This window comes from Streptomyces sp. NPDC048825, from assembly GCF_043198355.1.
Lineage (GTDB): Bacteria > Actinomycetota > Actinomycetes > Streptomycetales > Streptomycetaceae > Streptomyces > Streptomyces xiangluensis.
This window is the reverse complement of record NZ_JBICUR010000015.1, coordinates 192,564-216,330: the sequence shown is the minus strand read 5'-3', so window position 1 is coordinate 216,330 and position 23,767 is coordinate 192,564. Positions and strand designations below refer to the sequence as shown.

At 71.5% G+C, this 23,767-nt stretch carries 22 protein-coding genes; 11 read left to right on the top strand and 11 right to left on the bottom strand.

Going from position 1 to position 23,767, the window contains the following annotated elements; translation table 11 throughout:
• The first annotated feature begins 120 nt into the window (after nucleotides 1–120).
• The 5 genes from ACGFNK_RS32380 to ACGFNK_RS32360 are packed head-to-tail and all read left to right on the top strand — an operon-like array spanning nucleotide 121 to nucleotide 4,532.
• Complete coding sequence (locus ACGFNK_RS32380) at nucleotides 121–1,440, top strand: MFS transporter (protein ID WP_393421572.1); 1,320 nt, start codon at nucleotides 121–123, stop codon at nucleotides 1,438–1,440.
• A complete protein-coding gene (locus tag ACGFNK_RS32375; RefSeq protein WP_393421570.1) occupies nucleotides 1,437–2,258 on the top strand; it encodes a putative hydro-lyase in 822 nt (273 codons plus the stop codon). Before ACGFNK_RS32380 ends, ACGFNK_RS32375 begins: the two co-directional genes overlap by 4 nt.
• Before the next feature lie 20 nt (nucleotides 2,259–2,278).
• The gene (locus ACGFNK_RS32370; protein ID WP_393421568.1) at nucleotides 2,279–3,037 is read left to right on the top strand and encodes a LamB/YcsF family protein; all 759 of its coding nucleotides are present in this window, start codon (nucleotides 2,279–2,281) and stop codon (nucleotides 3,035–3,037) included.
• Nucleotides 3,034–3,666, top strand: a complete 633-nt coding sequence (locus ACGFNK_RS32365) for an allophanate hydrolase subunit 1 (RefSeq protein WP_393421566.1) — start codon at nucleotides 3,034–3,036, stop codon at nucleotides 3,664–3,666. Before ACGFNK_RS32370 ends, ACGFNK_RS32365 begins: the two co-directional genes overlap by 4 nt.
• Entirely contained in the window at nucleotides 3,663–4,532 is an 870-nt protein-coding gene (locus tag ACGFNK_RS32360; RefSeq protein WP_393421564.1) for a biotin-dependent carboxyltransferase family protein, read from the top strand. Before ACGFNK_RS32365 ends, ACGFNK_RS32360 begins: the two co-directional genes overlap by 4 nt.
• A 6-nt stretch (nucleotides 4,533–4,538) precedes the next feature.
• Here the strand turns inward: ACGFNK_RS32360 and ACGFNK_RS32355 are convergent, their stop codons facing one another.
• From ACGFNK_RS32355 to ACGFNK_RS32335, 5 genes are all read right to left on the bottom strand, one after another.
• Complete coding sequence (locus ACGFNK_RS32355; protein WP_393421562.1) at nucleotides 4,539–5,393, bottom strand: SGNH/GDSL hydrolase family protein; 855 nt, start codon at nucleotides 5,391–5,393, stop codon at nucleotides 4,539–4,541.
• A complete protein-coding gene (locus tag ACGFNK_RS32350; RefSeq protein WP_393421560.1) occupies nucleotides 5,390–6,583 on the bottom strand; it encodes a glycosyltransferase in 1,194 nt (397 codons plus the stop codon). Before ACGFNK_RS32350 ends, ACGFNK_RS32355 begins: the two co-directional genes overlap by 4 nt.
• Nucleotides 6,580–7,704 (bottom strand): glycosyltransferase family 4 protein, encoded by a 1,125-nt coding sequence (locus ACGFNK_RS32345; RefSeq protein ID WP_393421558.1) that lies wholly within the window; start codon nucleotides 7,702–7,704, stop codon nucleotides 6,580–6,582. The genes ACGFNK_RS32350 and ACGFNK_RS32345 overlap by 4 nt, the downstream gene beginning before the upstream one ends.
• A 230-nt stretch (nucleotides 7,705–7,934) precedes the next feature.
• Nucleotides 7,935–9,353 (bottom strand): HEAT repeat domain-containing protein, encoded by a 1,419-nt coding sequence (locus ACGFNK_RS32340; RefSeq protein ID WP_393421556.1) that lies wholly within the window; start codon nucleotides 9,351–9,353, stop codon nucleotides 7,935–7,937.
• Between the two features lie 299 nt (nucleotides 9,354–9,652).
• On the bottom strand, nucleotides 9,653–10,045 hold the full coding sequence (locus ACGFNK_RS32335; RefSeq protein WP_388676480.1) for an ankyrin repeat domain-containing protein: 393 nt from the start codon (nucleotides 10,043–10,045) through the stop codon (nucleotides 9,653–9,655).
• A gap of 312 nt (nucleotides 10,046–10,357) precedes the next feature.
• On the opposite strand from ACGFNK_RS32335, the gene ACGFNK_RS32330 reads away from it, so the two are divergent.
• Together ACGFNK_RS32330 and ACGFNK_RS32325 are read left to right on the top strand one after the other, a co-directional pair.
• A complete protein-coding gene (locus ACGFNK_RS32330; protein WP_344388177.1) occupies nucleotides 10,358–10,552 on the top strand; it encodes a hypothetical protein in 195 nt (64 codons plus the stop codon).
• Nucleotides 10,553–10,589: 37 nt separating this feature from the next.
• A complete protein-coding gene (locus tag ACGFNK_RS32325) occupies nucleotides 10,590–12,191 on the top strand; it encodes a hypothetical protein (protein WP_393421553.1) in 1,602 nt (533 codons plus the stop codon).
• Between the two features lie 199 nt (nucleotides 12,192–12,390).
• Here the strand turns inward: ACGFNK_RS32325 and ACGFNK_RS32320 are convergent, their stop codons facing one another.
• The gene (locus tag ACGFNK_RS32320; protein WP_393421551.1) at nucleotides 12,391–13,890 is read right to left on the bottom strand and encodes a PLP-dependent aminotransferase family protein; all 1,500 of its coding nucleotides are present in this window, start codon (nucleotides 13,888–13,890) and stop codon (nucleotides 12,391–12,393) included.
• 180 nt (nucleotides 13,891–14,070) lie between these two features.
• Here ACGFNK_RS32320 and ACGFNK_RS32315 point away from each other — a divergent pair, with 180 nt between their 5' ends.
• The 3 genes from ACGFNK_RS32315 (at nucleotide 14,071) to ACGFNK_RS32305 (ending at nucleotide 16,904) form a co-directional block, all read left to right on the top strand.
• The gene (locus ACGFNK_RS32315; RefSeq protein ID WP_393421549.1) at nucleotides 14,071–14,838 is read left to right on the top strand and encodes a glycerophosphodiester phosphodiesterase; all 768 of its coding nucleotides are present in this window, start codon (nucleotides 14,071–14,073) and stop codon (nucleotides 14,836–14,838) included.
• A gap of 62 nt (nucleotides 14,839–14,900) precedes the next feature.
• Nucleotides 14,901–16,250: an MFS transporter gene (locus tag ACGFNK_RS32310; RefSeq protein ID WP_393421547.1), complete on the top strand. Its 1,350-nt coding sequence runs from the start codon at nucleotides 14,901–14,903 to the stop codon at nucleotides 16,248–16,250.
• Between the two features lie 279 nt (nucleotides 16,251–16,529).
• Nucleotides 16,530–16,904, top strand: a complete 375-nt coding sequence (locus tag ACGFNK_RS32305; protein WP_003977404.1) for an RNA polymerase-binding protein RbpA — start codon at nucleotides 16,530–16,532, stop codon at nucleotides 16,902–16,904.
• A gap of 242 nt (nucleotides 16,905–17,146) precedes the next feature.
• On the opposite strand, the gene fxsA is transcribed toward ACGFNK_RS32305, so the two are convergent.
• The 4 genes from fxsA to ACGFNK_RS32285 form a co-directional block, all read right to left on the bottom strand.
• The gene (fxsA, locus tag ACGFNK_RS32300; RefSeq protein ID WP_393421545.1) at nucleotides 17,147–17,728 is read right to left on the bottom strand and encodes an FxsA family membrane protein; all 582 of its coding nucleotides are present in this window, start codon (nucleotides 17,726–17,728) and stop codon (nucleotides 17,147–17,149) included.
• A 71-nt stretch (nucleotides 17,729–17,799) separates the two neighbouring features.
• Nucleotides 17,800–18,567 carry a polyprenol monophosphomannose synthase gene (locus tag ACGFNK_RS32295; RefSeq protein ID WP_393421543.1) on the bottom strand — a complete coding sequence of 256 codons (768 nt, stop codon included), beginning with the start codon at nucleotides 18,565–18,567 and terminating at the stop codon, nucleotides 17,800–17,802.
• A gap of 505 nt (nucleotides 18,568–19,072) precedes the next feature.
• Nucleotides 19,073–20,689: an amidohydrolase gene (locus ACGFNK_RS32290; protein WP_393421541.1), complete on the bottom strand. Its 1,617-nt coding sequence runs from the start codon at nucleotides 20,687–20,689 to the stop codon at nucleotides 19,073–19,075.
• Nucleotides 20,690–20,734: 45 nt separating this feature from the next.
• Nucleotides 20,735–21,175 (bottom strand): Lrp/AsnC family transcriptional regulator, encoded by a 441-nt coding sequence (locus ACGFNK_RS32285; RefSeq protein ID WP_030343745.1) that lies wholly within the window; start codon nucleotides 21,173–21,175, stop codon nucleotides 20,735–20,737.
• 265 nt (nucleotides 21,176–21,440) lie between these two features.
• On the opposite strand from ACGFNK_RS32285, the gene ACGFNK_RS32280 reads away from it, so the two are divergent.
• Entirely contained in the window at nucleotides 21,441–21,872 is a 432-nt protein-coding gene (locus tag ACGFNK_RS32280; protein WP_386355203.1) for a hypothetical protein, read from the top strand.
• Between the two features lie 528 nt (nucleotides 21,873–22,400).
• Here the strand turns inward: ACGFNK_RS32280 and ACGFNK_RS32275 are convergent.
• The gene (locus ACGFNK_RS32275) at nucleotides 22,401–23,573 is read right to left on the bottom strand and encodes an acyl-CoA dehydrogenase family protein (RefSeq protein ID WP_386355200.1); all 1,173 of its coding nucleotides are present in this window, start codon (nucleotides 23,571–23,573) and stop codon (nucleotides 22,401–22,403) included.
• Between the last annotated feature and the right edge of the window lie 194 nt (nucleotides 23,574–23,767).

Sequence of the window (23,767 nt, the reverse complement as noted above, 5' to 3'; positions counted from 1 at the left end):
GCGCCGACCGCTCGTCCCGGCGCCGATGGCTCTCGCACGCCGGTTCCGTACCTCGGCGTGTCCGCACGGCACGGCTCATCAGTCCTGAAGCACCCTCCGTCCTCAATTGCGAGGTGCACCATGAGCACGACCCCTCCACCGCAGGCCCTACCCGCCGACACCGGCACCGGTCCGGGCGAACCCCCCGCCGACGAGGGCGCGTTCGCCTGGCTGCGGGCCCTGGGTCCGCGGGGCCGCCGCGCCTTCGGCGGCGCGTTCGGCGGCTATGCCCTCGACTCGTACGACTACTTCACGCTGCCGCTGAGCATGGTCGTCCTGGCCGCGTACTTCGGCCTCAACAGCGGCCAGACCGGACTCCTCACGACCGTCACGCTGGTCGTCTCCGCGATCGGCGGCGCCATCGCGGGGGTGCTCGCGGACCGGATCGGGCGCGTCAAGGCCCTGATGATCACGGTGATCACGTACGCGGTCTTCACCGTGGCCTGCGGCTTCGCACCCAACTACGAGACCCTGCTGGTGTTCCGTGCCCTTCAGGGGCTCGGTTTCGGCGGCGAGTGGGCGGTCGGCGCGATCCTGGTCGCCGAGTACGCGAGCCCGAAGCACCGGGGGCGCACGCTCGGCGCGATCCAGAGTTCCTGGGCGGTCGGCTGGGGACTCGCCGTGATCGTCTACACGCTGGTCTTCGAGTTCGTGGACAACGACATCGCCTGGCGGGTGATGTTCTGGACCGGCGCGCTGCCCGCACTGCTCGTCATCTGGGTGCGCCGCCAGGTGAAGGACGCCCCCCAGGCGACCGAACGCCGTGAGCAGAGCACCGAGAAGGGATCGTTCAAGGCCATCTTCAAACCGGGCACAGCCGAATCACCCGGACTGCTCCGGACGACGATCTTCGCGGTTCTGCTCTCCACCGGTGTCCAGGGCGGCTACTACACACTGGCCACCTGGGTTCCCACGTACCTGAAGACGGAGCGCGAACTGTCCGTCGTCGGCACCGGCGGCTATCTCGCGTTCCTGATCAGCGGAGCCTTCCTCGGCTACCTGACCGGTGGTTATCTCACCGACAAGCTGGGCCGCAGGCGCAACATCTGGCTCTTCGCGGTGCTCTCGGCGATCTGCATCCTGGTCTACGCCAACATCCCCACCGGTGCCAACACCCTTCTCCTTGTGCTCGGTTTCCCGCTCGGCTTCTGTATGTCGGCGATTTTCAGCGGCTTCGGTTCGTTCCTGAGTGAGCTGTACCCGACGGCGGTGCGCGGCACGGGGCAGGGCTTCACGTACAACACCGGCCGCGCCGTGGGCGCCGTCTTCCCGACCTGCGTCGGGTACATGGCCGACAGCTGGGGTGTCGGCGGTGCGCTGGTCTTCGGCGCGATCGGCTACGGTCTCGCGGCGCTGGCCCTGTTCGGGCTGCCCGAGACGCGGGGGAAGGAGATCCTGTGAACCACACTCAACTCCGGCACCACAACGGGCTCGACGAGCACGCGCACGCGTGGAGCCCCGACGAGGCGCGCACCCGCTTCCGTTCGGGCCTGTCCGGCCCCACGGCGGGCTGCGCGGCGGGCCACACCCAGGCGAACCTGATCTCGGTGCCCGCCGACTGGGCGTACGAGATGCTGCTGTTCTGCCAGCGCAACCCGAAGCCCTGTCCGGTCCTCGACGTCACCGACGCCGGCTCCTGGACCACCGTCCTCGCCCCGGGCGCCGATCTGCGCACCGATCTGCCGCGCTACCGGGTCTGGGAACACGGCGAGTTGGCCGACGAGCCCACGGACGTGCTGGCCCACTGGCGCGACGACCTCGTGTCGTTCCTCATCGGGTGCAGCTTCACCTTCGAGTGGGCCCTGACCGAGGCCGGCGTGCCGCTGCGCCACCTCGAGCAGGGACGCAACGTCTCCATGTACGTGACGAGCCGTCAGTGCCGTCCCGCGGGGCGGCTGCACGGCCCCATGGTGGTGTCGATGCGCCCGGTCCCGCCCGAGCACCTGGCCGCGGCGATCCGGGAGAGCAGTCTGCTGCCCGCCGTGCACGGCAGCCCGGTCCACTGCGGCGAACCGGCCGGGCTCGGCATCGAGGACCTGGCGCGCCCCGACTTCGGCGATCCTGTGGACGCCGGCCCCGGCGACATCCCGGTGTTCTGGGCCTGTGGGGTGACGCCGCAGGCAGCGGTGATGGCCTCGCGCCCGCCTTTCGCGATCACCCACGCACCGGGACAGATGTTCATCACCGACGCCCGCGACGAGCAGTACCGCGTGGCCTGACAGGAAGAATCGACATCTCCATGACCTCGATCGATCTCAACGCCGACCTGGGCGAGGGCTTCGGCCGCTGGCGCCTGACCGACGACGAACAGCTGCTGTCCGTCGTCACCAGCGCCAATGTGGCCTGCGGCTTCCACGCCGGGGACGCCGCCACCATGCGGCGGGTGTGCGAGCTGGCTGCCGAGCGCGGCGTAAGGATCGGCGCCCAGGTCTCCTACCGTGACCTGGCGGGCTTCGGGCGGCGCGCGATGGATGTGCCGCCCGACGAGCTGGCGGCCGAAGTGGCGTACCAGATCGGTGCCTTGGAGGTCTTCACGCGCGCGGCGGGCGCGCGCGTGGCCTACGTCAAACCGCACGGCGCGCTCTACAACCGTGTGGTCCACGACGAGGAACAGGCCCGGGCCGTGGTCGACGGGGTGCTCCTCGCGGACGCCACGCTCCCCGTGCTCGGGCTGCCCGGATCGCGCTTCCTCTCCGTGGCGGAGAAGGCCGGACTCCCGGTCGTCACCGAGGCGTTCGCGGACCGCGCCTACACGGACGAGGGCACGCTCGTGCCGCGGAGTCAGGACGGCGCCGTGATCACCGACCCCGGTGCCGTTGTGGAGCGCTCCGTGCGCCTCGCCGGCTCCGGCGTCGTCGCGTCCCGCTCCGGGCGGGACATCGGTGTGCGCGCCCGCTCCCTGTGCGTGCACGGCGACACGCCCGGAGCGGTGGAGCTGGCGCGCCAGGTCCGTACGAAGCTGGAGGCGTCGGGCGTGCGCGTGGAGGCGTTCGCATGAGGGCGCTGCCGGTCGGCGACCGTGCCCTTCTCGTCGAAGTCTCGACGGACGAGGAGGCGCAGGCCCTGCACGCGGATCTGCTGCGCCGTCGCGCGGAGGGGGCCCTCTCGGTACGGGAGATCGTCCCCGCGGCCCGTACGGTCCTCCTGGACGGCCTCGACGACCCGGTGCGCCTGGCGGAGCAGCTGGCCGCCTCACAGGTGCCGCCTGTGCCCTCGCGCGCCGGGGAGATCGTCGAGATCCCGGTCCGCTACGACGGCCCCGACCTCGCGGAGGTCGCGGCGCTCTGGGATGTGCCCGTGCACGAGGTGGCGCGGATTCACGCGGCGGCCGAATTCCGGGTCGCCTTCTGCGGGTTCGCGCCGGGCTTCGGCTATCTGACCGGACTCCCGGCCCGTTACGGCGTGCCGCGCCGCGCGACACCTCGCACGACCGTCCCGGCCGGTGCCGTGGGGCTCGCAGGCCCGTACACGGGTGTCTACCCGCGGCCGTCGCCGGGCGGCTGGCAGTTGATCGGCACGACGGACGTGGTGCTGTGGGACCACGCACGCGTGCCGGCCGCGTTGCTTTCCCCGGGTACCCGGGTCCGCTTCATACCGGTGGGGTCGTCTTCGGTGGGATCCTCATGACGGACCGTGCTCTCGCCGTCGTACGGGCCGGTGCGCTGACCACCGTGCAGGACCTGGGGCGCCCCGGCCACGCCCACCTGGGTGTACCGCGCTCCGGTGCGCTGGACGGTCCCGCCGCCGCCCTGGTGAACCGTCTCGTCGGCAATCCGCCCGAAGCGGCCGTCCTGGAGACCACGCTCAACGGATGTGCCGTGCGCCCGCGTTCAGCAGTCACCGTCGCCGTGGGCGGGGCCCCCTGCCCGATCTCCGTGGACGGGCGTCCGGTGGCCTGGGGAGCACCCGTGCTCGTCCATGCCGGGTCACTGCTGTCCGTGGGAACGGCGCTCTCCGGAGTACGCACTTACCTCGCCGTCTCCGGCGGAGTCGCCGTCGAGCCGGTCCTCGGCAGCCGCTCCACGGACCTCCTGTCGGGCCTCGGCCCACCGCCCCTGAGCGACGGAGTGGTGCTCCCTCTTGGACGGCCGAGCGCCCCACCCGTGCGCTTGGACGTCGCCGCGCAGCCGGGCCCGCCCGCCGAACTCGTACTCAGAGTGACCCTCGGCCCCCGCGACGACTGGTTCACGGCATCGGCCGTACGCGCCCTTACGACGCACACGTACCGGGTCTCCTCGGCGAGCAACCGCATCGGCCTGCGCACGGAGGGGCCCGCACTGGAGCGGGCGCGCCCCGGCGAACTCCCCAGCGAGGGCATGGTCCTCGGCGCGATCCAAGTGCCCCCGGACGGCAGGCCCGTGGTGTTCCTGGCCGATCACCCGACCACCGGCGGCTACCCGGTCATCGCCGTCGTCCGGGCCACGGACCTCCCTGCCGCGGCCCAGGCCGCGCCGGGCACGCCGGTGCGGTTCGTGACCGTGCGGCGCCGTTGACCAGGCTTACGCCGCATCGGGCTGCTCCGTGACCGACAACGCCGCCAGCGCAGACGCCACCGCATGCGACGCGCTCAGGTCGAGCCGGGCGCTGGTGCCGCGGGCGCGGTGGCGGATCTCGTCGGCGGCGAGTGTGAGGAGTTGGGGCAGAAGGTCGGTGCAGCGGCGGGCCACCCAGCCGGTGCCGGCGGTGGCCAGCCACCACAGGCTCGCCGAGCGTGTGGGCGCGGGGAATTCGGGCTTCGAAGAAGGCGCACGCCCCGTCGCGAGGCCCGCCTCCGCGAGCAGCGCGTGGAAGCGTACGGCGAGTTGCCGGTGCCCCAGCTCGCCCGGATGCAGCCGGTCCGCGCTCCACATGGCGCGCTCCGTGAGCCACGCCCCTTCCGCGGCGTGCAGATGGACGGCGCCGTACCGCTCGGAGAGCGCGTGCACCACCGTGTTCACGGCCCGCTGGCGCCGTGCGAGCGGCCGGGCCAGGGCCCCGGGCAGTCCCAGCATCGCGCCCGGGTCGGGCAGGCAGGCGGTGAGCAGCACCGCCCCCTGCCGCGTGAACGCCGCGTACACCTCGTCGAGCCGCGCGGCCACCGCGTGGATGTCGAAGCTGCACCGCAGAGTGTCGTTGACCCCGATGACGACCGAGGCGACGTCCGGCCGTACGGCCAGCGCGGCAGGGGTCTGACGCTCCAGGACGTCACGCGTCTGGGCCCCGCTGACCGCGAGGTTGACGAACTGTGCGGGCGCGTCTGCGGGGGCGATCCCGTCGGCGAGCAGCGCGGCCCAGCCGCGCCACCCTTCACCGACGGGATCGCCCACTCCTTCGGTGAGGGAATCCCCGAGCGCCACGAACCGCAGGGGTCTCATGCCACGCCCTCCCGAGCCCTTCGCGCGGAGGAGGCGCCCGCCTGTGACGACGGGCGGTCGACCCGTACGGCCGCGTCGTGCGCCGTGAGGAACGCCTCGACGGCGGCCGGCCAGCCGAAACAGGCGGCACGCGCGCGTGCCGCCTCCCGGCGCTCGCTCTCGGGACGGTCCAGCAGCAGCCGCACCTTGTCCGCGAACGACTCTCCGTTGTCGGCCGCGGTGGCTCCGGCGGAGCCGATGACCTCCGGGAGTGCGGAGGAGGCGCTGGCGACGACGGGCGTACCGCAGGCCATCGCCTCCAGGGCCGCGAGCCCGAAGGTCTCGGCGGGCCCCGGGGCCAGGCATACGTCGGCGGAGGCCTGCAGGCCCCCCAGGAGCGCGCGGTCGCCCACATGCCCGAGGAAGGTGACCGGCAACCGCCGCTCGCGCGCCCGCTGTTCGAGCCGGGTCCGCAACGGCCCGTCACCGGCTACGACGAGCACCGCGCGTTCCCCACGGCGCAGCAGCGCCTCCAGGGCGTCCAGCGCGGTGCCGGGCCGCTTCTCGACGGACAGCCGGGAGCACATCACCAGCAAGGTCTCGTCCACGCGCGCGTGCCGGGCGCGCAGCCCCGGGTCCCGCAGCGAGGGGCGCCTGCCCTCAAGGTCGACGCCCAGCGGAGCGCGCACGACATTGCGGGCGCCGATGCGGACGAACTCGCGCTCCGCGAACTCCGTGGTGCACACCACGCGTGAATAGTGGTGGGCGGTACGGATGTTGAGGGCGTCGGAGGCCCGGCGTGCGATGCCTTCGGACAGGCCCCAGGTGCGCAGTACACCGTCGGCGGTCTCGTGGGAGACCATCACGGCGGGCACCCGGGCGCGCCGCGCCCAGACGCCGGTCCAGCGCAGCGTCGTGCGGTCGGAGACCTCGAGCCGGTCCGGCGCGAGCTCCTCCAGGAGGGCGGACACACGCTTCTTGTCGGTGAGTACGCGGTAGCCGCCGGTCCCGGGCAGCACCGGTCCGGGCAGGGTGATCACCCGGCCCTGCTCGGTCTCGCGGTCCGTGGCGCGTTCGCCGGGCACGATCAGCACGGGCTCGTGCCCGGCCTCCCGGTAACCGGCGCCCAGCTCCCGCAGCGCGGTCCGCAGGCCGCCCGAGGCGGGGGCGACGAAGTTGGCGAGCCGGACGATCCGCAGTGACTCGCTCATGCCGCCACCACCGCCCTTCCGGCGAGCACATCGGCGTAGTGCCCAATGAGCTGGTCGCCGACGGCCGCCCAGGTGCGGCCCTCGACGGTACGGCGCGCCTCGGCCCCGTATGCCGCCCGCAGCGCCGGATCGGCGACGAGCGCCGCCACGGCGTCGCGTACGGCGCCCTCGTCACGCGGCGGGACGAGCAGTCCGGTGCGCCCGTGGGCCACCAGGTCGAGCGGCCCGCCCGCGGCGGGGGCGACCACGGGGATGCCACTGGCCATCGCCTCCTGCACGGTCTGGCAGAAGGTCTCGAACGGTCCGGTGTGCACGAAGACGTCCAACGAGGCGAAGATCCGGGCGAGTTCGTCACCGGTGCGACGGCCCAGGAAAACGGCTCCGGGAAGTGCCCCGGTCAGACTCGTCTGGCTCGGGCCGTCGCCCACGATCACGACGCGTACGCCGTCCAGGCCGCAGGCCCCGGCGAGGAGTTCGACCTGCTTCTCGGGGGCGAGCCGGCCGACGTAGCCGACGATCAGCTCGCCGTTCGGCGCAAGTTCACGGCGGAGTGCGTCGTCCCGGTGTTCCGGGCGGAACCGGACGGTGTCCACGCCGCGCGGCCACAGTCGCACCCGGGGCACGCCGTGCGCCTCCAGGTCCTGCAGAGCGGCGCTGGACGGGGCGAGCGTCCGGTCGGCGGCGGCGTGGACGGAGCGGATGCGCCGCCAGGCGGCCGCCTCGCCCGCGTGCACGTAGGTGCGGGCATATCCGGCGAGGTCGGTCTGGTAGATGGCCACGGCGGGGACGCCGAGCCGGGTGGCGGCCGCCATGCCGCGGACGCCGAGAACGAAGGGGCTGGCCAGGTGGACGAGGTCGGCGCGGTGTTCGGTGATCGCGGCGGCGACGCGTCGGCTGGGGAGGGCGACACGGACCTGGGGGTAGCCGGGGAGCGGTAGGGAGGGGATTCGGACGACGGGGCACGGCGCAAGGGCGTCGGGCCCGTTGCCGGCGGCGGTGGCCGGGGCGACGACGAGGGGGTCGTGACCGCGGTCGACGAGGTGTCGGGCGGTCTGGAACGCGCAGTGGGCCACGCCGTTCACGTCGGGGGGAAAGGACTCGGTCACGATGACGACACGCATACCCGTGTTGTCGTCGTGCTGGACGTGGCCGCGTCAACGTGGATCTTTCCGGAGAGGGAACGTCCCATGAGCGTTGCGCTGCGCGCGCCCCCGGATCACGCCCCGGTCACGCCCCGGCATCCAGGCTCGTACCAACGGGCTACGGGCGGTCGACAACACGCTCACACCACGGTCGCATCCCGCCTCACACCGCAGAGGCGCCCGATCTCACACTGTGGACGCGCCGGCCTTCACACGGCGGTCGTGTCCGGGCCGATTCTGCTGCGGACCGCCGTCTGCACCTCGGCCTCCTCGGCGGGATCGGCGGCGAGCCGCCGAAGCTGGTCGACCACACGGGCGTCACCGGTCTCGGCGTGCCGGGCGGCGACTTCCCGGGTCGTCTCCTCGCAGTCCCATAGGCACTCGACGGCGAACCCGGCGGGAAAGGACGGATCGGTGGCGGCCAGCGCGCGAGCCGTGCGCCCGCGCAGATGCGACGAGGCCGTCTCACGGTAGACGTGGCGCAGCACGGGGGCGGCACACGCGATACCGAGCCGGCCTGCGCCGTCGACGAGGGTGCACAAGGTCGGCGCGTCGGGCCCGTCCCCCCGTACCGCCTCGCGCAGGGCGCCCAACACGAGCTCGCTGTCCTGTGCGCCGCCCCGGCAGGCGAGCACACGCCCCGCGGCCTGACCGAGCGCGTCGGGCCGGTGCGCCCACCGTCGCGCCCGCTCCACGGCGGCGATGCTGCGCATCCGCTCGAAGGCGTCCACGGCGGCATCCACGACGAGTCGCGAGCCGGCGGTCTGAGCGGCCTCGATCAGGTCCAGTACGTCGGGATCGTGGCTGTCGGCGAGGTAGCGCAGGGCCGTGCAGCGCGCGCCGTCGTCGCCGTGCCGGGCCGCGTCGATGATCTCGGGACGGTCGTCGGGCCCTGCGACGGCGGTGAGGCAGCGGGCGGCCGGGACATGGAGCGCGGCTCCACGTTCGACGCCCTGCTGGGCCCATTCGAAGACGGCCCGCACGCTCCACCCGGGACGGGGCCCGGAGGATTGCATCTGCCGCTGCCAGCGGTCGAAGGAGCCTGCTTCTTGGGCGGCACGCACGCGTGTGGCGATGGATGTGCGGGAGTCCTCGGCCCACAGCCGCCAGGGCCGGGGTTCGAAGGCGTCGCGCACGGCGGCGGCGAGTTCGGCCTCGCCCTCGGAGTCTGCCGGGAAGCGCGCGAGGACCGGCGCCGCGAGGGCGCGCAGTCCGGCGTCGTCGTCACGCAGTGCCAGTTCGTCCAGGGCCCAGGCCCAATTGCTGCCGCGGGCGGCGTACCGCCGCAGCAGTTCGAGCGCGTCCCGCCTGCCGTACGAGGCGAGATGCCCGAGCACGGCGAGCGCGAGGCCCGTGCGTGACTCGTCCGTGTCGAGGATGTCCTCGGCGTCGAAGAGGTGGGCCTCGATCTCGTCGAGCTCGCCGTTCAGGTCGAGATAGAGGCGGGCGTAGAACAGGGAGCGGTTCTCCACCTGCCAGTCGTGGCGGGGGTCGTGCAGCACACACGCGTTGAGCGCGGTGAGCGCCTCGGGGCGCGGTGCGGTGAGCGCGTGCAGCGTGCCGTCGCCGCGGCCCCTCTGGAGCAGGCCGAGCAGCGTACCGCTGGGCGCTATGACCGGATCGAACATGGGAAACAGCCTCACATCAAGCGTCGGCGCAACCGGGGATCGTGCTTTACCTGGTCGCGTGACAACACGTCGGGACGCCCGTCGTTTCTTGCTTGCTGTAGACCATCTTCCTCTGCCTCTCGTCGGTGCCCGTAAGGGCCGCATCACGGCCCGCGCGGTGCGGCAACACCTGCCCAGCCATCGCGTCCGTGAATCACGACGTCATGATGACCCAGCGGTTCTCGCTACCGCGACCGCATTTCCGGCGGCTGGGTACCGCCTCCCCCAAAATCGTTGTTGCGCCTGGTCAGGGCGGTGATTCAGTTCACTCCGAAAAGACCGAGCAACTCGGTCTTGCCGAACATCCGGGCCGTGTCCACGGCGGACGGCGTGCCCGCGGAGGGGTCTGCGCCGGCGTCCAGGAGGACCCGGACCACTGCGTCCTCGCCTTTGAAAACCGCTCCGGCCAGCGGCGTCTGACCCCGGTCGTTGACGCGGTCCGCCTCGGCGCCGCGTTCCAGGAGGGCGCGCACCGCTTCCGCGTGGCCGTGATAGGCGGCGAGCATCACGAGCGAGTCGCCGCGGTCGTTGGTGAGGTTGGCCGGCACGCCCGCGTCGACATACGCGACGAGCGCCTCGGTCTCCCCCCGGCGCGCCAGATCGAAGATCCTGGTCGCCAGCTCCACGACCTCGGGGTCGGGGGCTTCACTCATCGGCCGGACCACCTCTCGCTGCGCGAACTAGGGGACTTCGGGTCCGTACGACCACGAGCGGTGCGGCCGTACGAGTGAATCGCCAGCGTACTGGCTTGAGCGGGCACATGACCGGGCCCGACCGAGGCAAAGATCACCTCGAAGCAGCAGGCGACCGCTGATGCCCGAGTGGCCGGTGAGCCAGGACCATCAGGGCGAAATGAGGGGAAATTCACCTAGTTGCGCCTTTTGTCCTACGGATACATGCTGTGAGCCTGGAAGTACTCATGGTGACTGTCCCCATCGACGTCCCACTCGACCAGGAGAACCATCATGATCCTGTCCATCTCAGGTGTCGTCCTGCTCGGCATCATCGTCTTCCTCTTCTTCCGCAAGGACGGCCTCAAGGCCTCGCACATGCTGGTGTGCGCGCTGTTCGGGTTCTATCTGGCGAGCACGGCCGTCGCCCCGAGCATCAAGGCGGGCGGCGAGAGCCTGGCCAGCCTCCTCGGCGGAATCAAGTTCTGACGCCCCTCCCCTTCGCGCGCATCGTCAGGAGACAGCAGTGGCCCGGCGCCCTCTCCCCCGCATCACCAACAGCGGCAACGACCGGATCGTCCGCGGCCGGGAGCTGGCCCGGTCGGCCGCCGAGAATGCCACCGACGTTCTCCACCCGCTGATCACGATCACCCGTGGACTGCGCCGACTGGCGGCGGCAGGGCGGCACAGATGGTCCGGCACCCCCAAGGACAGGCGCGGGCCGCTGCTGTTCCTGCTGGCCTCGATCGTGCTGGTCGTCGCCTTCCTGCCCTTCGGGCCGCTGCTCGCCACCATCACCCTCATGGCGGCTGCCGCCTGGCACGGCCGGGACCGCACCGCGTCCCGGCCGACGGGCCCCGACGAGGCGCAGACCAAGCGCCTGGAGTCGCTCTACGAGGCGCTCGTCCCGTACTTCTCGGCCCCCGAGGACCCCGCTCCCCTGTTCACCCACGGCGGGGACTGGGCCAAAGCCTTCGTCTCCTACGCCTTCGACGGCACCGGCCGCGTCTCGCAGCTGACGATCCGCTACCCGGCGTACTTCACGGACGGCGAGGCGGCCTCCCGCGCGCGCATCGAGCAGTTGCTGCACACCAAGTCGGGCCGTGGCCGGGAGTACCGCTTCGAGTGGGACGAGGAGGGCAATCAGCTCACCGTCACGGCCCTGCCGCCGCTCTCCGTCGACATCGCCGCCCAGCACTTCGTCACGGCTCCGGGCGAGACCGTGCTCGGCTTCACCGACCCGGCGGGTGTCCAGCGCACGCTCCCCGTCACCTCCGGTACGGACAGGCGCGACGTTCCGCCGGTCGTATGGCGTACGGGCGTGCGCTCGACCGAGCCGCATCTGCTCGCGGTCGGCGGTCCCGGGAGCGGCACGACGACCCTCCTGAGGTCGATCGCTCTGCAGACCCTCCGGCACAGTGACGTGCTGATCGTCGAGGGTGGCGGCACGGGCGAGTACGCGTGCCTCGCGGGCCGCGCCGGCGTACTGGCCGTCGAGTGCGATCTGACGGGTGCCCTGGCCGGTCTGGAGTGGGCGGTGCACGAGACGGAGCGACGCCTCATCGCCATGAACCGGGCCCGTCAGGCGGGCCAGCCCCCGCCGGACGACACGCGGCGTCCGCTCTGGCTCCTCCTGGACCGCCCGACGGTGCTCGGGCAGCTGGCGGCGGCAGACGGGCGCCGGGACCCGCAGTCCCTTCTCCAGGTGCCGTTGCGGCACGGACGCGCGGCCGGTGTGACGGTGGTGGTGGCCGAGCAGTTCGACGGCATGGAGTGCCTCAGCGACCCGGTACGTCAGCACACACGCGCGCGCGTCGCACTCGGCACGGCTTCTGCCGCACAGCTCGAAGCGGTGCTCGGGACGCGTCCGCCCACCACAGCGACCGCGGACATGCCCCCCGGCCGCGGTTACGCCCGGCTGGGCACGGGTCCGGTGCACCGTCTCCAGGTTCCGGCGACCCCGGACCCGTACGACGAGGCGACGAGCGAGGCCCACCGCCAGGCGGTCCTGAGCCTTCTGCCGGAGCGCATCGCCCCGGCAGACGGGGGGCCCGCCGACGTCACGGACGTCACAGCGGAAGACCGAACGGGCCCCGACGCGGTCGCGAAGGTCGCGGCGGAAGGCTGACCGGCCGCAGCGGAGGTCCGGATGTCCGATCGGCACGATCGCACCGGCCCGCGCCACGAGAGACCTGGACGCACTGGGCCACGCCACGAAAGGGCTGGACGCGCGCAGCGTCACGCCACGAGACGCCCGGACCCCCGGGGCCACACGACGAGAGGACTGGACACCCGGGGTCACACGACGAGACGTCCAACGCGCAGCGTCACGCCACGAAGGTGCGCGGTGTCTCCGTCGCCCCGTTCGCTCCCGTCTCCACCAGCCGGGCCGCCGCGGCCAGGCGCGCCGCGGCCTCATCGGCCACCGCGCCGCCGACGGTGAACGGCAGCCGCACATAGCCCTCGAAGGCCCCGTCCACACCGAAGCGCGGCCCCGACGGCACCCGTACGCCCACCCGCTCACCGGCCTCGGCCACACGCGATCCCGACAGCCCTCCGGTACGCACCCACAGCGTGAGCCCGCCGTGCGGCACCTCGAACTCCCAGCTGGGCAGCTCACGGCGTACGGCGGCCACGAGCGCGTCGCGGTTCTCGCGGGCCTGGCCGCGGCGCACGTCCACGGCCTGCTCCCAACCCCCGGTGCTCAGCAGCCAGTTCACGGCCAGCTGTTCCAGGACGGGGGTACCCAGATCGGCGTACGCGCGTGCCACGACCAGGCTGCGGATCACCTCGGGCGCCGCCCGCACCCAGCCGATCCGCATACCGGCCCAGAACGCCTTGCTGGCCGAGCCGACCGTGATGACCGTCGACCCGGCCGGGTCGAAACCGCAGACGGGGCGCGGCAGTTCGAGCCCCTCGTCCAGATGCAGCTCGCTCATGGTCTCGTCCACGACCAGCACGGTGCCCGCCGACCGCGCGGCGTCGACGAGCCGCCGCCGCTGGTCCTCGTCTGCCAGCGCGCCCGTCGGGTTGTGGAAGTCCGCGACGACGTACGCGAGCCGGGGCGCCGCGTCGCGCAGTACCTGCCGCCAGCGGTCCGTGTCCCAGCCCGTGAGCCCCTCGGCCATGGCGACCGGCACGAGACGGGCTCCCGCCTCCCGCATCAGCTGGAGGATGTTGGCGTAACTGGGCGACTCGACGGCGATGCGTTCGCCTCGCCCGGCGAAGAGGTGGCAGATGGCGTCGATGGCTCCCATGGCACCGGTGGTCACCATGATCTGCTCGGGCATCGTGGGAATGCCGCGTGCGGTGTACCGCTCGGCGAGCGTAGTGCGTAGCGCGGGCAGCCCCGCCGGGTAGTCGCCGTGTGTGTGGGCGTACGGCGGCAGCTCCTCCAGGGCGCCCTGGACGGCACGGGTGAGCCAGGGCTCGGGCGCGGGCAGGGAAGCGGTGCCGAGGTCGATCATGGAGCCGAGCGCATCGGGCGGCAGCGGTTCCAGGCCCCGTGCGGGAAGCGGATTGCCGGCCGGTACGGCGGTCCAACTCCCCGCTCCCCGGCGGGACTCCAGGAACCCCTCGCTGCGTAGCGCCTCATAGGCGGCGGCCACGGTGGTGCGGCTGACGGACAACGAGAGGGCCAGCTCGCGCTCGGCGGGCAGCCGTGCGGCAACGGGGACGCGCCCTTCGAGCACGAGCAGCCGGATGCCGTCGGCAAGGGCGCGATAGGCGGGCGGGCGCCGCGTACCGGGACCGGCAGGGCGCTCCTGCTGGGAGTTGAGCAACCGCGCCAGCTGCGCGGCACCAACCGCCGAAGTCCACTGCGCCATGATCCTCAGTCCACCTTCCCCGAATTGGCCATGGATGGCATGTACTGCCAAGCCACAGGGTGTCATGGATCAGGCCACTGTCACCATCTCCCCGCTGTTCCTGCGGTTGTTCGCCGTCCCCTCGGCAGGCGGCAGCACCGCCGTTGCCGCGGGTCAACCAAAGGGGGTGATACTGCACAGGTGACCACGCGGATACGTCATCCCTACCTCGACCATCCCGGCCCGATCGCCTTCGCCCACCGGGGCGGGGCGGCGGACGGACTGGAGAACACCGTGGCCCAGTTCCGGCGCGCGGTCGAGGCGGGCTACCGGTACATCGAGACCGATGTACACGCCACTGCCGACGGCCGGCTCGTCGCCTTCCACGACGCGACGCTGGACCGGGTGACCGACGGAGCGGGCCGGATAGCGGACCTCCCCTGGGATCAAGTACGGCACGCGCGCGTGGCCGGCGCCGAACCGGTACCCCTCTTCGAGGAGCTTCTGGAGACGTTCCCCGACGTCCGCTGGAACGTCGACATCAAGGCCGAGCCCGCCCTGCACCCGCTGCTCGACCTGATCGCCCGCACCAACGCCTGGGACCGCGTCTGCGTCGGCTCCTTCTCCGAGGCGCGCGTGTCCCGCGCCCAGCGCCTGGCCGGGCCGCGACTGGCGACCTCGTACGGCACCCGGGGTGTCCTGGGGCTGCGCCTGCGGTCGTGGGGCATCCCCGCGGCGCTGCGCCGCTCGGCGGTCTGCGCGCAGGTGCCCGAGTCCCAGTCGGGGGTCCAGGTGGTCGACGACCGCTTCCTCAGTGCCGCACACGCGCGCGGGCTGCATGTCCACGTGTGGACCGTCAACGAACCCGAGCGGATGCACCGTCTCCTGGACCTCGGCGTCGATGGCATCATGACCGATCACATCGAGACGCTGCGCGGGGTCCTCAAGGACCGCGGCACCTGGGTCTGACGGGCCCGGCGCACCCCGCCGCGTCCGCGTACGGGGACTGTGACGGGGAAGCGAGGGCACGGGTGGGCACCGACACCGTGCGGACGGAGACGGCCGACGACTCGGCCGGGCGGCGCCGCGAACAACACGGCTGGTATTTCTACGACTGGGCCTGCTCCGTCTATTCGACGAGTGTCCTGACGGTGTTCCTCGGTCCCTACCTGACGTCGGTCGCCGAGTCGGCGGCGGACGCGGACGGCTTTGTGCACCCCCTGGGGATTCCGGTCCGCGCGGGTTCCTTCTTCGCGTACTCCGTGTCCGCGTCCGTGATCCTGTCGATCTTCGTGATGCCGCTGGCGGGCGCGGCGGCCGACCGTACCGGGCGCAAGAAGCCGCTGCTCGCGACCGCCGCCTATGTGGGCGCCGCGGCCACCACCGGCATGTTCTTCCTGGACGGCGACCGCTATCTGCTGGGCGGCTTCCTGCTGATCGTGGCCAATGCCTCGGTGGCCGTCTCGATGGTGCTCTACAACTCCTATCTGCCGCAGATCGCCCCGCCCGAAGAGCGCGACGCCGTCTCATCCAGGGGCTGGGCCTTCGGTTACGCCGCGGGCGCGCTGGTCCTGGTGGCGAACCTGGTGCTGTTCACCGCTCACGACAGCTTCGGACTCTCGGAAGCGACGGCGGTACGCATCTGTCTTGCCTCCGCGGGCATCTGGTGGGGCGCCTTCACGCTCGTACCCCTCAAGCGGCTGCGCGACCGCCCTGCGACGACTCCGGAGGGGACGTCCGCGCACGGCTGGCGTCAACTGGCCGCCACTGTGCGGGAGATGCGGCGCAAGCCCCGGACACTCGCCTTTCTGCTGGCCTATCTCGTCTACAACGACGGCATCCAGACGGTCATCTCACAGGCATCCGTGTACGGCTCCAAAGAGCTGGGACTCGGCCAGTCGACCCTCATCGTCGCGGTGCTGCTCGTCCAGCTGCTGGCCGTGGCCGGCGCCCTCGGCATGGGCCGCCTCGCGCGCACGTACGGCGCGAAGCGCACGATTCTCGGCTCGCTCGTGGCGTGGACCGTGACGATCGGGGCGGGTTACTTCCTGCCCGCGGGCTCGTCCGCGTGGTTCTTCGTGCTCGCCGCCGGGATCGGCCTCGTACTCGGCGGGAGCCAGGCACTGTCCCGCTCGCTGTTCTCGCATCTGGTGCCGCCGGGCAAGGAGGCCGAGTACTTCTCGGCGTACGAGATGAGCGACCGCGGGATGAGCTGGCTGGGACCGCTTGTGTTCGGTCTCACATACCAGCTGACCGGAAGCTATCGGGACGCGATCATCTCGCTCGTGGCCTTCTTCGTCATCGGATTTCTGCTGCTCGCACGGGTTTCGGTGCGGGAAGCGGTGCGGGATGCGGGCAACCCGGTTCCGGACCGGATCTAGAGTCTGCCCCTGGCGCCGATTTAGCACCGGGGGCCAAAGGCCGGTAGTGTACGCGTTTGGCCTGCCAGGCGTACCGTTACTGCGCGTCAAAGATGCCGAAACGGTGGGTGACATCTGCTCTCAGATGTGACAAACCGGGCGTTGGTGGGTACAACAAGGGGCGGCTACGACGGCGACGCATGACCCGCAACGGGAATCTTTACCGCCGACCGGACGTTGACCGGATGACGACGACAGCGACACCTGTCCTGTGGGCGACAAGCCCGGGAGGCACGATTCATGAGTGAGCGAGCTCTTCGCGGCACGCGCCTCGTGGTGACCAGCTACGAGACGGACCGCGGCATCGACCTGGCCCCGCGCCAGGCCGTGGAGTACGCATGCGAGAAGGGTCATCGCTTTGAGATGCCCTTCTCGGTGGAGGCGGAGATCCCGCCGGAGTGGGAGTGCAAGGTCTGCGGGGCCCAGGCACTCCTGGTGGATGGCGATGGCCCCGAAGAGAAGAAGGCCAAGCCCGCGCGCACGCATTGGGACATGCTGATGGAGCGGCGCACACGCGAGGAACTCGAAGAGGTCCTCGAGGAGCGCTTGGCCGTTCTCCGATCCGGCGCCATGAACATCGCGGTACATCCGCGGGACAGCCGCAAGTCCGCGTAGCCCCTTTGGGGGTTGGGCGGCATAGAGAGCGCACCCAGAACCGCGGGTGCCGTGCTTTGGTGCACGGCACCCGCGGTTCTGTTGTGCGTTGACGGTGCCCCTGAGTGGTGGTTGCTGTCCTGGGGCTGCGCCGAGGCCCCCATCGCCCTGGCGGGCTCGACCTCAATCTCCCCCACTCTCGGCTTCGCTCGAGCGGGGGACCTCCACGGCGGGCTGATTGGTGTCGGCCCGCGCTGCAAAGTTCAGCCAGTCAGTGGCGGGCGCGGGCCCGGCTCTCCCTCGGATCCCCTGGTCTGGTCATCGTGGATGACCTCGCCCGGTACGACCTTGCCGTCGGGGCGGTGCATGCGGGCCTGTTGGAAGGCGTCGCCCAGGGTGCCGGGGGTGGCTTCGCGCATCTTGCGTTCGAAGGTGCGCTCTGCGTAGCGGCTCAGGGACTTCTGGACCGGTGGGATCAGCAGGACCAGGCCGAACGCGTCGGATATCAGGCCCGGCAGCATCAGGAGCAGGCCGCCCAGCATCATCAGACCGTTGCCCTCGCTGACCCGCTCGCCCTGCGGCAGCACCCCGCTCTGCTGCTGTTGAAGGGCCTCGCTCAGAGCCCGGAAGGCCCGGCGTCCGGCTCGCTTGATGACCACGGAACCCAGCACGAAGCCGGCCACGAGCAGCAGAAAAACGGCCAAGCCGCCGGCCGCGCCCGCCACCACGGTCAGCAGCCAGATCTCCAGGACCAGCCATGCGGCGATGCCGAGCGGCAGATACGTACGCAGCCGAGAACGCCGCGGTCGCGCGGGGAAGGTCGGAGTCGGAGCGCCAGTCGTCATGCGTCCAGTGTGCCTGGCCCGTGCTCAGTACGGGATAAGGGGGCGATCAACTCCGCCTGAGGCCCCGAGGATCAGGGCGACTTACGTCCCAGGATCCGCCCTGCCCGCTCCCCCACACCCCATGTCGTGACCCGCCACAGTGCCTCCACGAGAATGTCGCGGCTCATCTTCGAGTCGCCGAGTTCACGCTCGACGAAGGTGATGGGAACCTCGACGACGTGGTAGCCGGCCTTGACGGCACGGCGTGCCAGGTCGACCTGGAAGCAGTAGCCCTGCGAGGCGACGTCGTCGAGACCGAGTCCTTCGAGGGTCTCCCGGCGGAACGCGCGGTAGCCGCCGGTGACATCGCGGAGCGGTACGTCGAGCAGGACGCGCGAGTACAGGCTGCCGCCGCGCGAGATGTACTCCCGGGACCTGGGCCAGTTCACGACCCGCCCGCCCGGCACCCACCGGGAGCCGAGGACCAGGTCTGCGCCCTTCAGCGCGGTGAGCAGCCGGGGCAGTTCCTCGGGCTGGTGCGAACCGTCGGCGTCCATCTCGACCAGTACCCCGTAACCGTGTTCGAGGCCCCAGCGGAAGCCCGCGAGGTAGGCGGCGCCGAGGCCCTCCTTGCCCTTGCGGTGCAGCACATGGACGTGGTCGTCCTCGACGGACAGCTCGTCGGCGTGCTTGCCGGTGCCGTCGGGACTGTTGTCGTCGGCCACCAGCACGTGCGCCGCGGGCACAGCGGCCCGCACCCGGCGGACGATCGCCCTGATGTTCTCCACCTCGTTGTAGGTGGGGATGATCACCAAGGTGGTGCCGAGCGGACCGAACTGTCGCCCACCGCCGTCGTTCACAGCTACCCCTTAAGACATCCGTGCGAGGGGCACCACCCTAGCGAGCGCTCCCTCCGGTGGAGGTGGGGGTGGCGGCCCGGGAGACCTGAGAAGCGAAAGGTACTGCGGATCGGGACCCGGCACCCTTCGGGCCGACCTGGGACCCGCTGGCTGCGGGTCGACCTAGAGCCGTTGTCTACTGAGCGCCGGGCCCCACCCGGGTCACACCTGCCGACCGGCGGAACCTTCCCCCGCCCCCGTGGCGCGAGCGCTGGGCCTGGCTCCCAGTGGTCGTGCGCCGGTGCGGCACACCACCCCTGACACAGCGGCGCTTCGAGGGCTGCTCGGAACCTCCGCGGTCGGACGTCCGGTGGTGGACCCGGCCGAACCTACCGGCCACCCGCCGCTTGCTGTCAACAGCCGTTCGAGCTGCGGACTTTCGCTCAACCGCCTGGTCAGCGCGGAGGATACGCAGGTGGCAGGACAGAGTGCCTGGTGAGGACCGGTGCCGGGCCGCCCCGGCACATCACCCCTCCGGCCGTACAAACACGGTACGCCCGCCCACGACGGTCCGCAGACACACCGGAAGGGGTGTCCCGGGCGTCAGGTCGGGCAGCCCTGGGGTGCCGGAGCGGGGGTCGGTCGACCAGCGGGCGACTCGGTCGTCCGGGGCCTGGACGACCAGTTCATCGGCCTGCCACACGGCGTAGTCGGCGGGTGCGCCCGGCACCAGGACGCCCGCCTCGTCCCGGCCGATCGCCCGCCAGCCGCCCCGTGTATGGGCCGTGAAGGCGGCGCGTACGGAGATCCGGTGTTCCGGTGTGCGATGGAAGGCAGCGGCACGAACGGTGCCCCACGGGTCGAGCGGGGTGACGGGACTGTCGGAGCCGAAGGCGAGCGGTACGCCGATACGCAGCAGGGCCGCGAACGGATTGAGCGTACGGGCCCGTTCGGCGCCCAGGCGCTCGGCGTACATGCCGTCCTCGCCGCCCCACAGCGCGTCGAAGGCGGGCTGGACGGAGGCGGTGAGGCCGAGTTCGGCGAAACCCGCGATGGTCTCCGGAGTGAGCATCTCGGCGTGCTCGACGCGGTGCCGGGCCGCCCGGACACGGGCCAGGCCGACCTTCTCGGCGGCGGCGCGCGCTCCCTCGACCACGGCGGTCACAGCGGCGTCCCCGATGGCGTGGAAGCCGGCCTGGAGCCCCGCCTCCGTACAGGCCACCACATGGGCGGCGACATCGGCGGTCTCCAGGTAGGAGGTACCGGTGTGGCCGGCGTCCGCGTACGGCAGGTGCAGGCAGGCCGTGTGCGAGCCGAGCGCGCCGTCCACGAAGAGGTCGCCCGCGGCTCCGATCGCGCCCAGCGAGCGGGCCTTCGTGACGTGCTGCTCGGCCCAGTAACCGACGACCCTCGGCCCGGTCTCCTCCGCGGCAAGCCGCAGCAGCCCGGTGAAGTCGTCCTCGGAGGAGATCTCCGGTCCCGCGCACTCGTGGACGGAGCCGATGCCGAGCGAGGCCGCGTGCGCGAGCGCGGCACGCTGGGCCTCGGTGCGCTGGGCCGGGGTGACGGCCCCCAGAGCCGCGGCGCGGACGGCGTGGTGAGCGTCCCGGGTGAGCGGTTGCCCGGCCTCGAAGCCCGCCTTCTCCCACGCCCCTGGCGTCAGATCCAGCAGGGCCGTGGTCACGACGGCGGAGTGCACGTCGATACGGCTGAGGTAGAGAGCCCGACCGCCGGCGGCCTCGTCGAGTTCGTCCCGCCGGGGCGGGCGCCGCTCGGGCCAGCGGGCGGCGTCCCAGCCGTGGCCGAGGAGGACCCGGTCGCCGGGGCGGGCCGCCGCGAAGTCCCGTACGCGATCGAGGGCCGCCGCCAGGGAGGGCGCGTCGGACAGATCGAGTCCGGTGAGAGCGAGCCCGGTGGCCGTGCTGTGCACATGGGCGTCGGTGAACGCCGGGGTGACCAGGGCGCCGTCGAGGTCCACCACCTCGTCGACCCCGTCCGCGAACGCGTCGGCCGCGCCCTCGGAGCCGACCCAGGCGACCTGCCCGCGTTCCACGACCATCGCGGTGGCGAACGGGTCGGCGGGGCTGTGGACTTCCCCGCCGCGCAGCAGCACGGTACGGGGGGTGGCGGTGCTCTCACTCATGGAGAACAGTTTCGCCCCTCGACGCCCGCACCCCTCGTGCGGGGCTCAGATCTTGGGCGGCCGGGCCTCGTACGGCGTGGACAGGACGACCGTCGTACGCGTCGACACGCCGGCGAGCGAGCGGAGGCGCGCGAGCAATTCCTCCAGCTCGTGGGGGGTCGAGACCCGGACCTTGAGGATGTAGTTCTCGTCGCCCGCGACGCTGTGGCAGGCCTCGATCTCGGGCACGCCGGCCAGGCGTTCCGCGATGTCGTCCGGGGCGCTGGGGTCGAACGGTTTCACCGAGATGAAGGCCGTCAGCGGCAGCCCCACGGCCTCCGGGTCGACGACCGCCGCATAGCCGCGGATCACGCCGCGCTGCTCGAGGCGGCGCACCCGCTGGTGCACGGCCGACGTGGACAGACCGGTGGCCTTGCCCAGGTCGGTGTAGCTCATCCGCCCGTCCTCGACGAGCAGCTGCACGATCTGTCGGTCGAGCTCCTCCATGGCAGGAACCTACAGGGCCCTTGATCCTCACCGGTACCTCAGCGGCGCAGGTCATACCCGGTTTGTGATCTGATAGGGGCGACCCGGCAAGCCGTGCGGGGACAAATGCACCGCGTCCGGCACCTGCGGGCGGCATGTGACGAACGCCACAGTGTGGTCACAGGTTCCGTGATGTTCTCGTGATTACCGCCGAGAGCGGACGGGAAGTGCTTGCTGTGGTCGAGGCCGCAGCGCCTTGTCGGCCCACCCGAGGGGGAGAAAATCTATGCAGAGTTTGAAGCGCCCCGGTCGTACCGCACCCAAGCGGCAGCAGCCGGTCGTCGAGCCCGCGCCGGAGGGTGTTGAACCGGCTGAGGACGAGTTCGACGCGTACGACACCTTCGAGATGTACCGGGTGATCTGCCCGGACTGCGCGCAGCCCATCGCGCTCCTCGCGGACGAGGAGGTCCTGCCGGAGCACGCGCTGTGCGCCACCCCGTGGAACCCGTTCGGGCTCACGGTCTGCGCCGGTACGGGCCGCGCGGCGGCCGAGGCCCGGCCCGCCGACGAGTCGATGGAGGCTCAGGAGCAGGACACCGCCCTGCTGTTGACGCTGCCTCAGGGACTCGACTGGCGCACCCAGCCCTTCTCGCACGTCGGCGGTCCCGGCTCGCGGCCCATCCGGGTGCCGGTGATGCGCCGCCGCCAGGCCGCGTAGGCGCTCCGCCGGGTTGGGCGATTTCGAAGCTGCGGCTTCGTTGTGGCTGGTCGCGCAGTTCCCCGCGCCCCTTACGGGGCGCGGTAGTGCAGGACTTCGGTAGACCTGACGCCATGAGGGCCGGGTTCAAAACCCCCGTACGGGCTCCGTCGTGAACTCACGGGCGAATCCCCGGTCGGTGACTTGTCCGGCCTCAACGCGTTGGCCCCGGTATGACCTCCACCTATGCAGAGACGAGCCGTCGCCGAAGGATTATCGTTCCGGCACCCGCGGAATCGGCACCCCAGAGCACACAGCAGCAGCCTGAAAAGCCGCAGGCCAAGACGCCCCAGACCAAGACGCCAGAGGCAAAGACACCGCAGGCACAGGAACCCCAAGTGGTGCGGCAGCCCCAGGATCCGCCCATCTACCGCGCCCTGATGCGCACTTGGGCCAACCGGGGCCGGACCCTGCCGGGGCGTCACGACCCCGAGTGGGTCCGGCTCGTCGCGCCCTCGGCCATGTACGGATATGGCTACGGGCGGTTGTTCACCGCGACTCGGGACCAGCGAGGTGACGGGCGATGACCATCCGCTGGATCTGATTGGTGCCCTCGACGATCTGCAGCACCTTGGCCTCGCGCATGTAGCGCTCGACGGGGAAGTCAGCCGTGTAGCCGTACCCGCCGAGCACCTGGACGGCGTCCGTGGTGACCTTCATCGCGGCGTCCGTGCACAGCAGCTTCGCCATGGCCGCCTGCTTGGAGAACGGCCGCCCCGCGTCGCGCAGCCGGGCGGCCGCGAGATAGAGCGCCCTGCCCGCCTCGATCTGTGTCGCCATGTCCGCGAGCATGAAGCGCAGGCCCTGGAAGTCCGCGATCCGCCGCCCGAACTGCTCACGCCCGGTGGCGTACGCGACCGCTTCGTCCAGCGCCGCCTGGGCCACACCGATCGCACAGGCCGCGATGCCGAGCCGCCCGGAGTCGAGCGCGGACAGGGCGATCGCGAAGCCCTGGCCCTCGTCGCCCAGGCGCCGGTCGTCGGAGATCCGCACCCCGTCGAAGTGCACCTGGGCGGTGGGCGAGCCCTTCATGCCCATCTTCTTCTCGGGAGCCGCCGCACTCAGCCCCTCGGCGTCACCGGGAACCAGGAACGCCGTGATGCCACGCGTCCCCTCGCCTCCGCTGCGCGCGAACACGGTGTAGAAGTCGGCGATCCCACCATGAGTGATCCAGGCCTTGGTGCCGGTGAGAACCCAGTCCTCCCCGTCCCGTACGGCCTTCGTACGCATGCTGGCGGCATCGGATCCCGACGACGGCTCGGAGAGGCAGTACGCCCCGAGGAGGCCGCCGCCGAGCATGGCCGGCAGATGCTCGACCTGCTGCTCCTTGGCGCCGTAATGGGCGAGGGCGTGGCAGGACAGCGAGTGCACGCTGACGCCGAGGCCGACGGTCATCCGGGCCGCGGCGAGCTCTTCGAGGACCTGGAGGTAGACCTCGTACGGCTGGTCCCCGCCGCCGTACTCGGAGTCGTACGGAAGGCCGAGCAGCCCCGACTCGGAGAGCAGTGTGAAGACGTCGCGCGGGAAGTGCCCGGCATCCTCCTCCTCGGCCGCCTTCGGGGCGATCTCGCCCTGTGCGATGTCGCGGACGAGCGAGATCAGATCCCGGGCCTCGTCCGTGGGCAGTTGCCGGTCCACCGGCTGCGGGGCGCGGTCGGGCATGGCGACGCTCTCCTCCCTGTCGGGCACTTCGGCGGACGCCGACCTTGGTTGCGGTGGGTCCACCGGGTCTCACAGTGCCCAGCCGATGCCGTCCCTCCGGGTCGCGGAAAGAGCTGACCAGCGGCTGCGCGCTGTGAGTATGCCCGATCCGCGTCTGCGCGTCACCGGTTAACGGTCGTTAATTAGAACACATC

Excerpts from the sequence above, each read along its gene's own strand:
- ACGFNK_RS32355 (WP_393421562.1), bottom strand. The coding sequence starts at position 5,393 with ATGAGACCCCTGCGGTTCGTGGCGCTCGGGGATTCCCTCACCGAAGGA.
- ACGFNK_RS32365 (WP_393421566.1), top strand. The coding sequence starts at position 3,034 with ATGAGGGCGCTGCCGGTCGGCGACCGTGCCCTTCTCGTCGAAGTCTCG.
- ACGFNK_RS32285 (WP_030343745.1), bottom strand. The coding sequence starts at position 21,175 with ATGGAGGAGCTCGACCGACAGATCGTGCAGCTGCTCGTCGAGGACGGG.
- ACGFNK_RS32275 (WP_386355200.1), bottom strand. The coding sequence starts at position 23,573 with ATGCCCGACCGCGCCCCGCAGCCGGTGGACCGGCAACTGCCCACGGAC.
- ACGFNK_RS32305 (WP_003977404.1), top strand. The coding sequence starts at position 16,530 with ATGAGTGAGCGAGCTCTTCGCGGCACGCGCCTCGTGGTGACCAGCTAC.
- ACGFNK_RS32320 (WP_393421551.1), bottom strand. The coding sequence starts at position 13,890 with ATGGCGCAGTGGACTTCGGCGGTTGGTGCCGCGCAGCTGGCGCGGTTG.
- ACGFNK_RS32280 (WP_386355203.1), top strand. The coding sequence starts at position 21,441 with ATGCAGAGTTTGAAGCGCCCCGGTCGTACCGCACCCAAGCGGCAGCAG.
- ACGFNK_RS32350 (WP_393421560.1), bottom strand. The coding sequence starts at position 6,583 with ATGAGCGAGTCACTGCGGATCGTCCGGCTCGCCAACTTCGTCGCCCCC.
- ACGFNK_RS32345 (WP_393421558.1), bottom strand. The coding sequence starts at position 7,704 with ATGCGTGTCGTCATCGTGACCGAGTCCTTTCCCCCCGACGTGAACGGC.
- fxsA (WP_393421545.1), bottom strand. The coding sequence starts at position 17,728 with ATGACGACTGGCGCTCCGACTCCGACCTTCCCCGCGCGACCGCGGCGT.
- ACGFNK_RS32330 (WP_344388177.1), top strand. The coding sequence starts at position 10,358 with ATGATCCTGTCCATCTCAGGTGTCGTCCTGCTCGGCATCATCGTCTTC.
- ACGFNK_RS32360 (WP_393421564.1), top strand. The coding sequence starts at position 3,663 with ATGACGGACCGTGCTCTCGCCGTCGTACGGGCCGGTGCGCTGACCACC.
- ACGFNK_RS32335 (WP_388676480.1), bottom strand. The coding sequence starts at position 10,045 with ATGAGTGAAGCCCCCGACCCCGAGGTCGTGGAGCTGGCGACCAGGATC.
- ACGFNK_RS32340 (WP_393421556.1), bottom strand. The coding sequence starts at position 9,353 with ATGTTCGATCCGGTCATAGCGCCCAGCGGTACGCTGCTCGGCCTGCTC.
- ACGFNK_RS32370 (WP_393421568.1), top strand. The coding sequence starts at position 2,279 with ATGACCTCGATCGATCTCAACGCCGACCTGGGCGAGGGCTTCGGCCGC.
- ACGFNK_RS32380 (WP_393421572.1), top strand. The coding sequence starts at position 121 with ATGAGCACGACCCCTCCACCGCAGGCCCTACCCGCCGACACCGGCACC.
- ACGFNK_RS32290 (WP_393421541.1), bottom strand. The coding sequence starts at position 20,689 with ATGAGTGAGAGCACCGCCACCCCCCGTACCGTGCTGCTGCGCGGCGGG.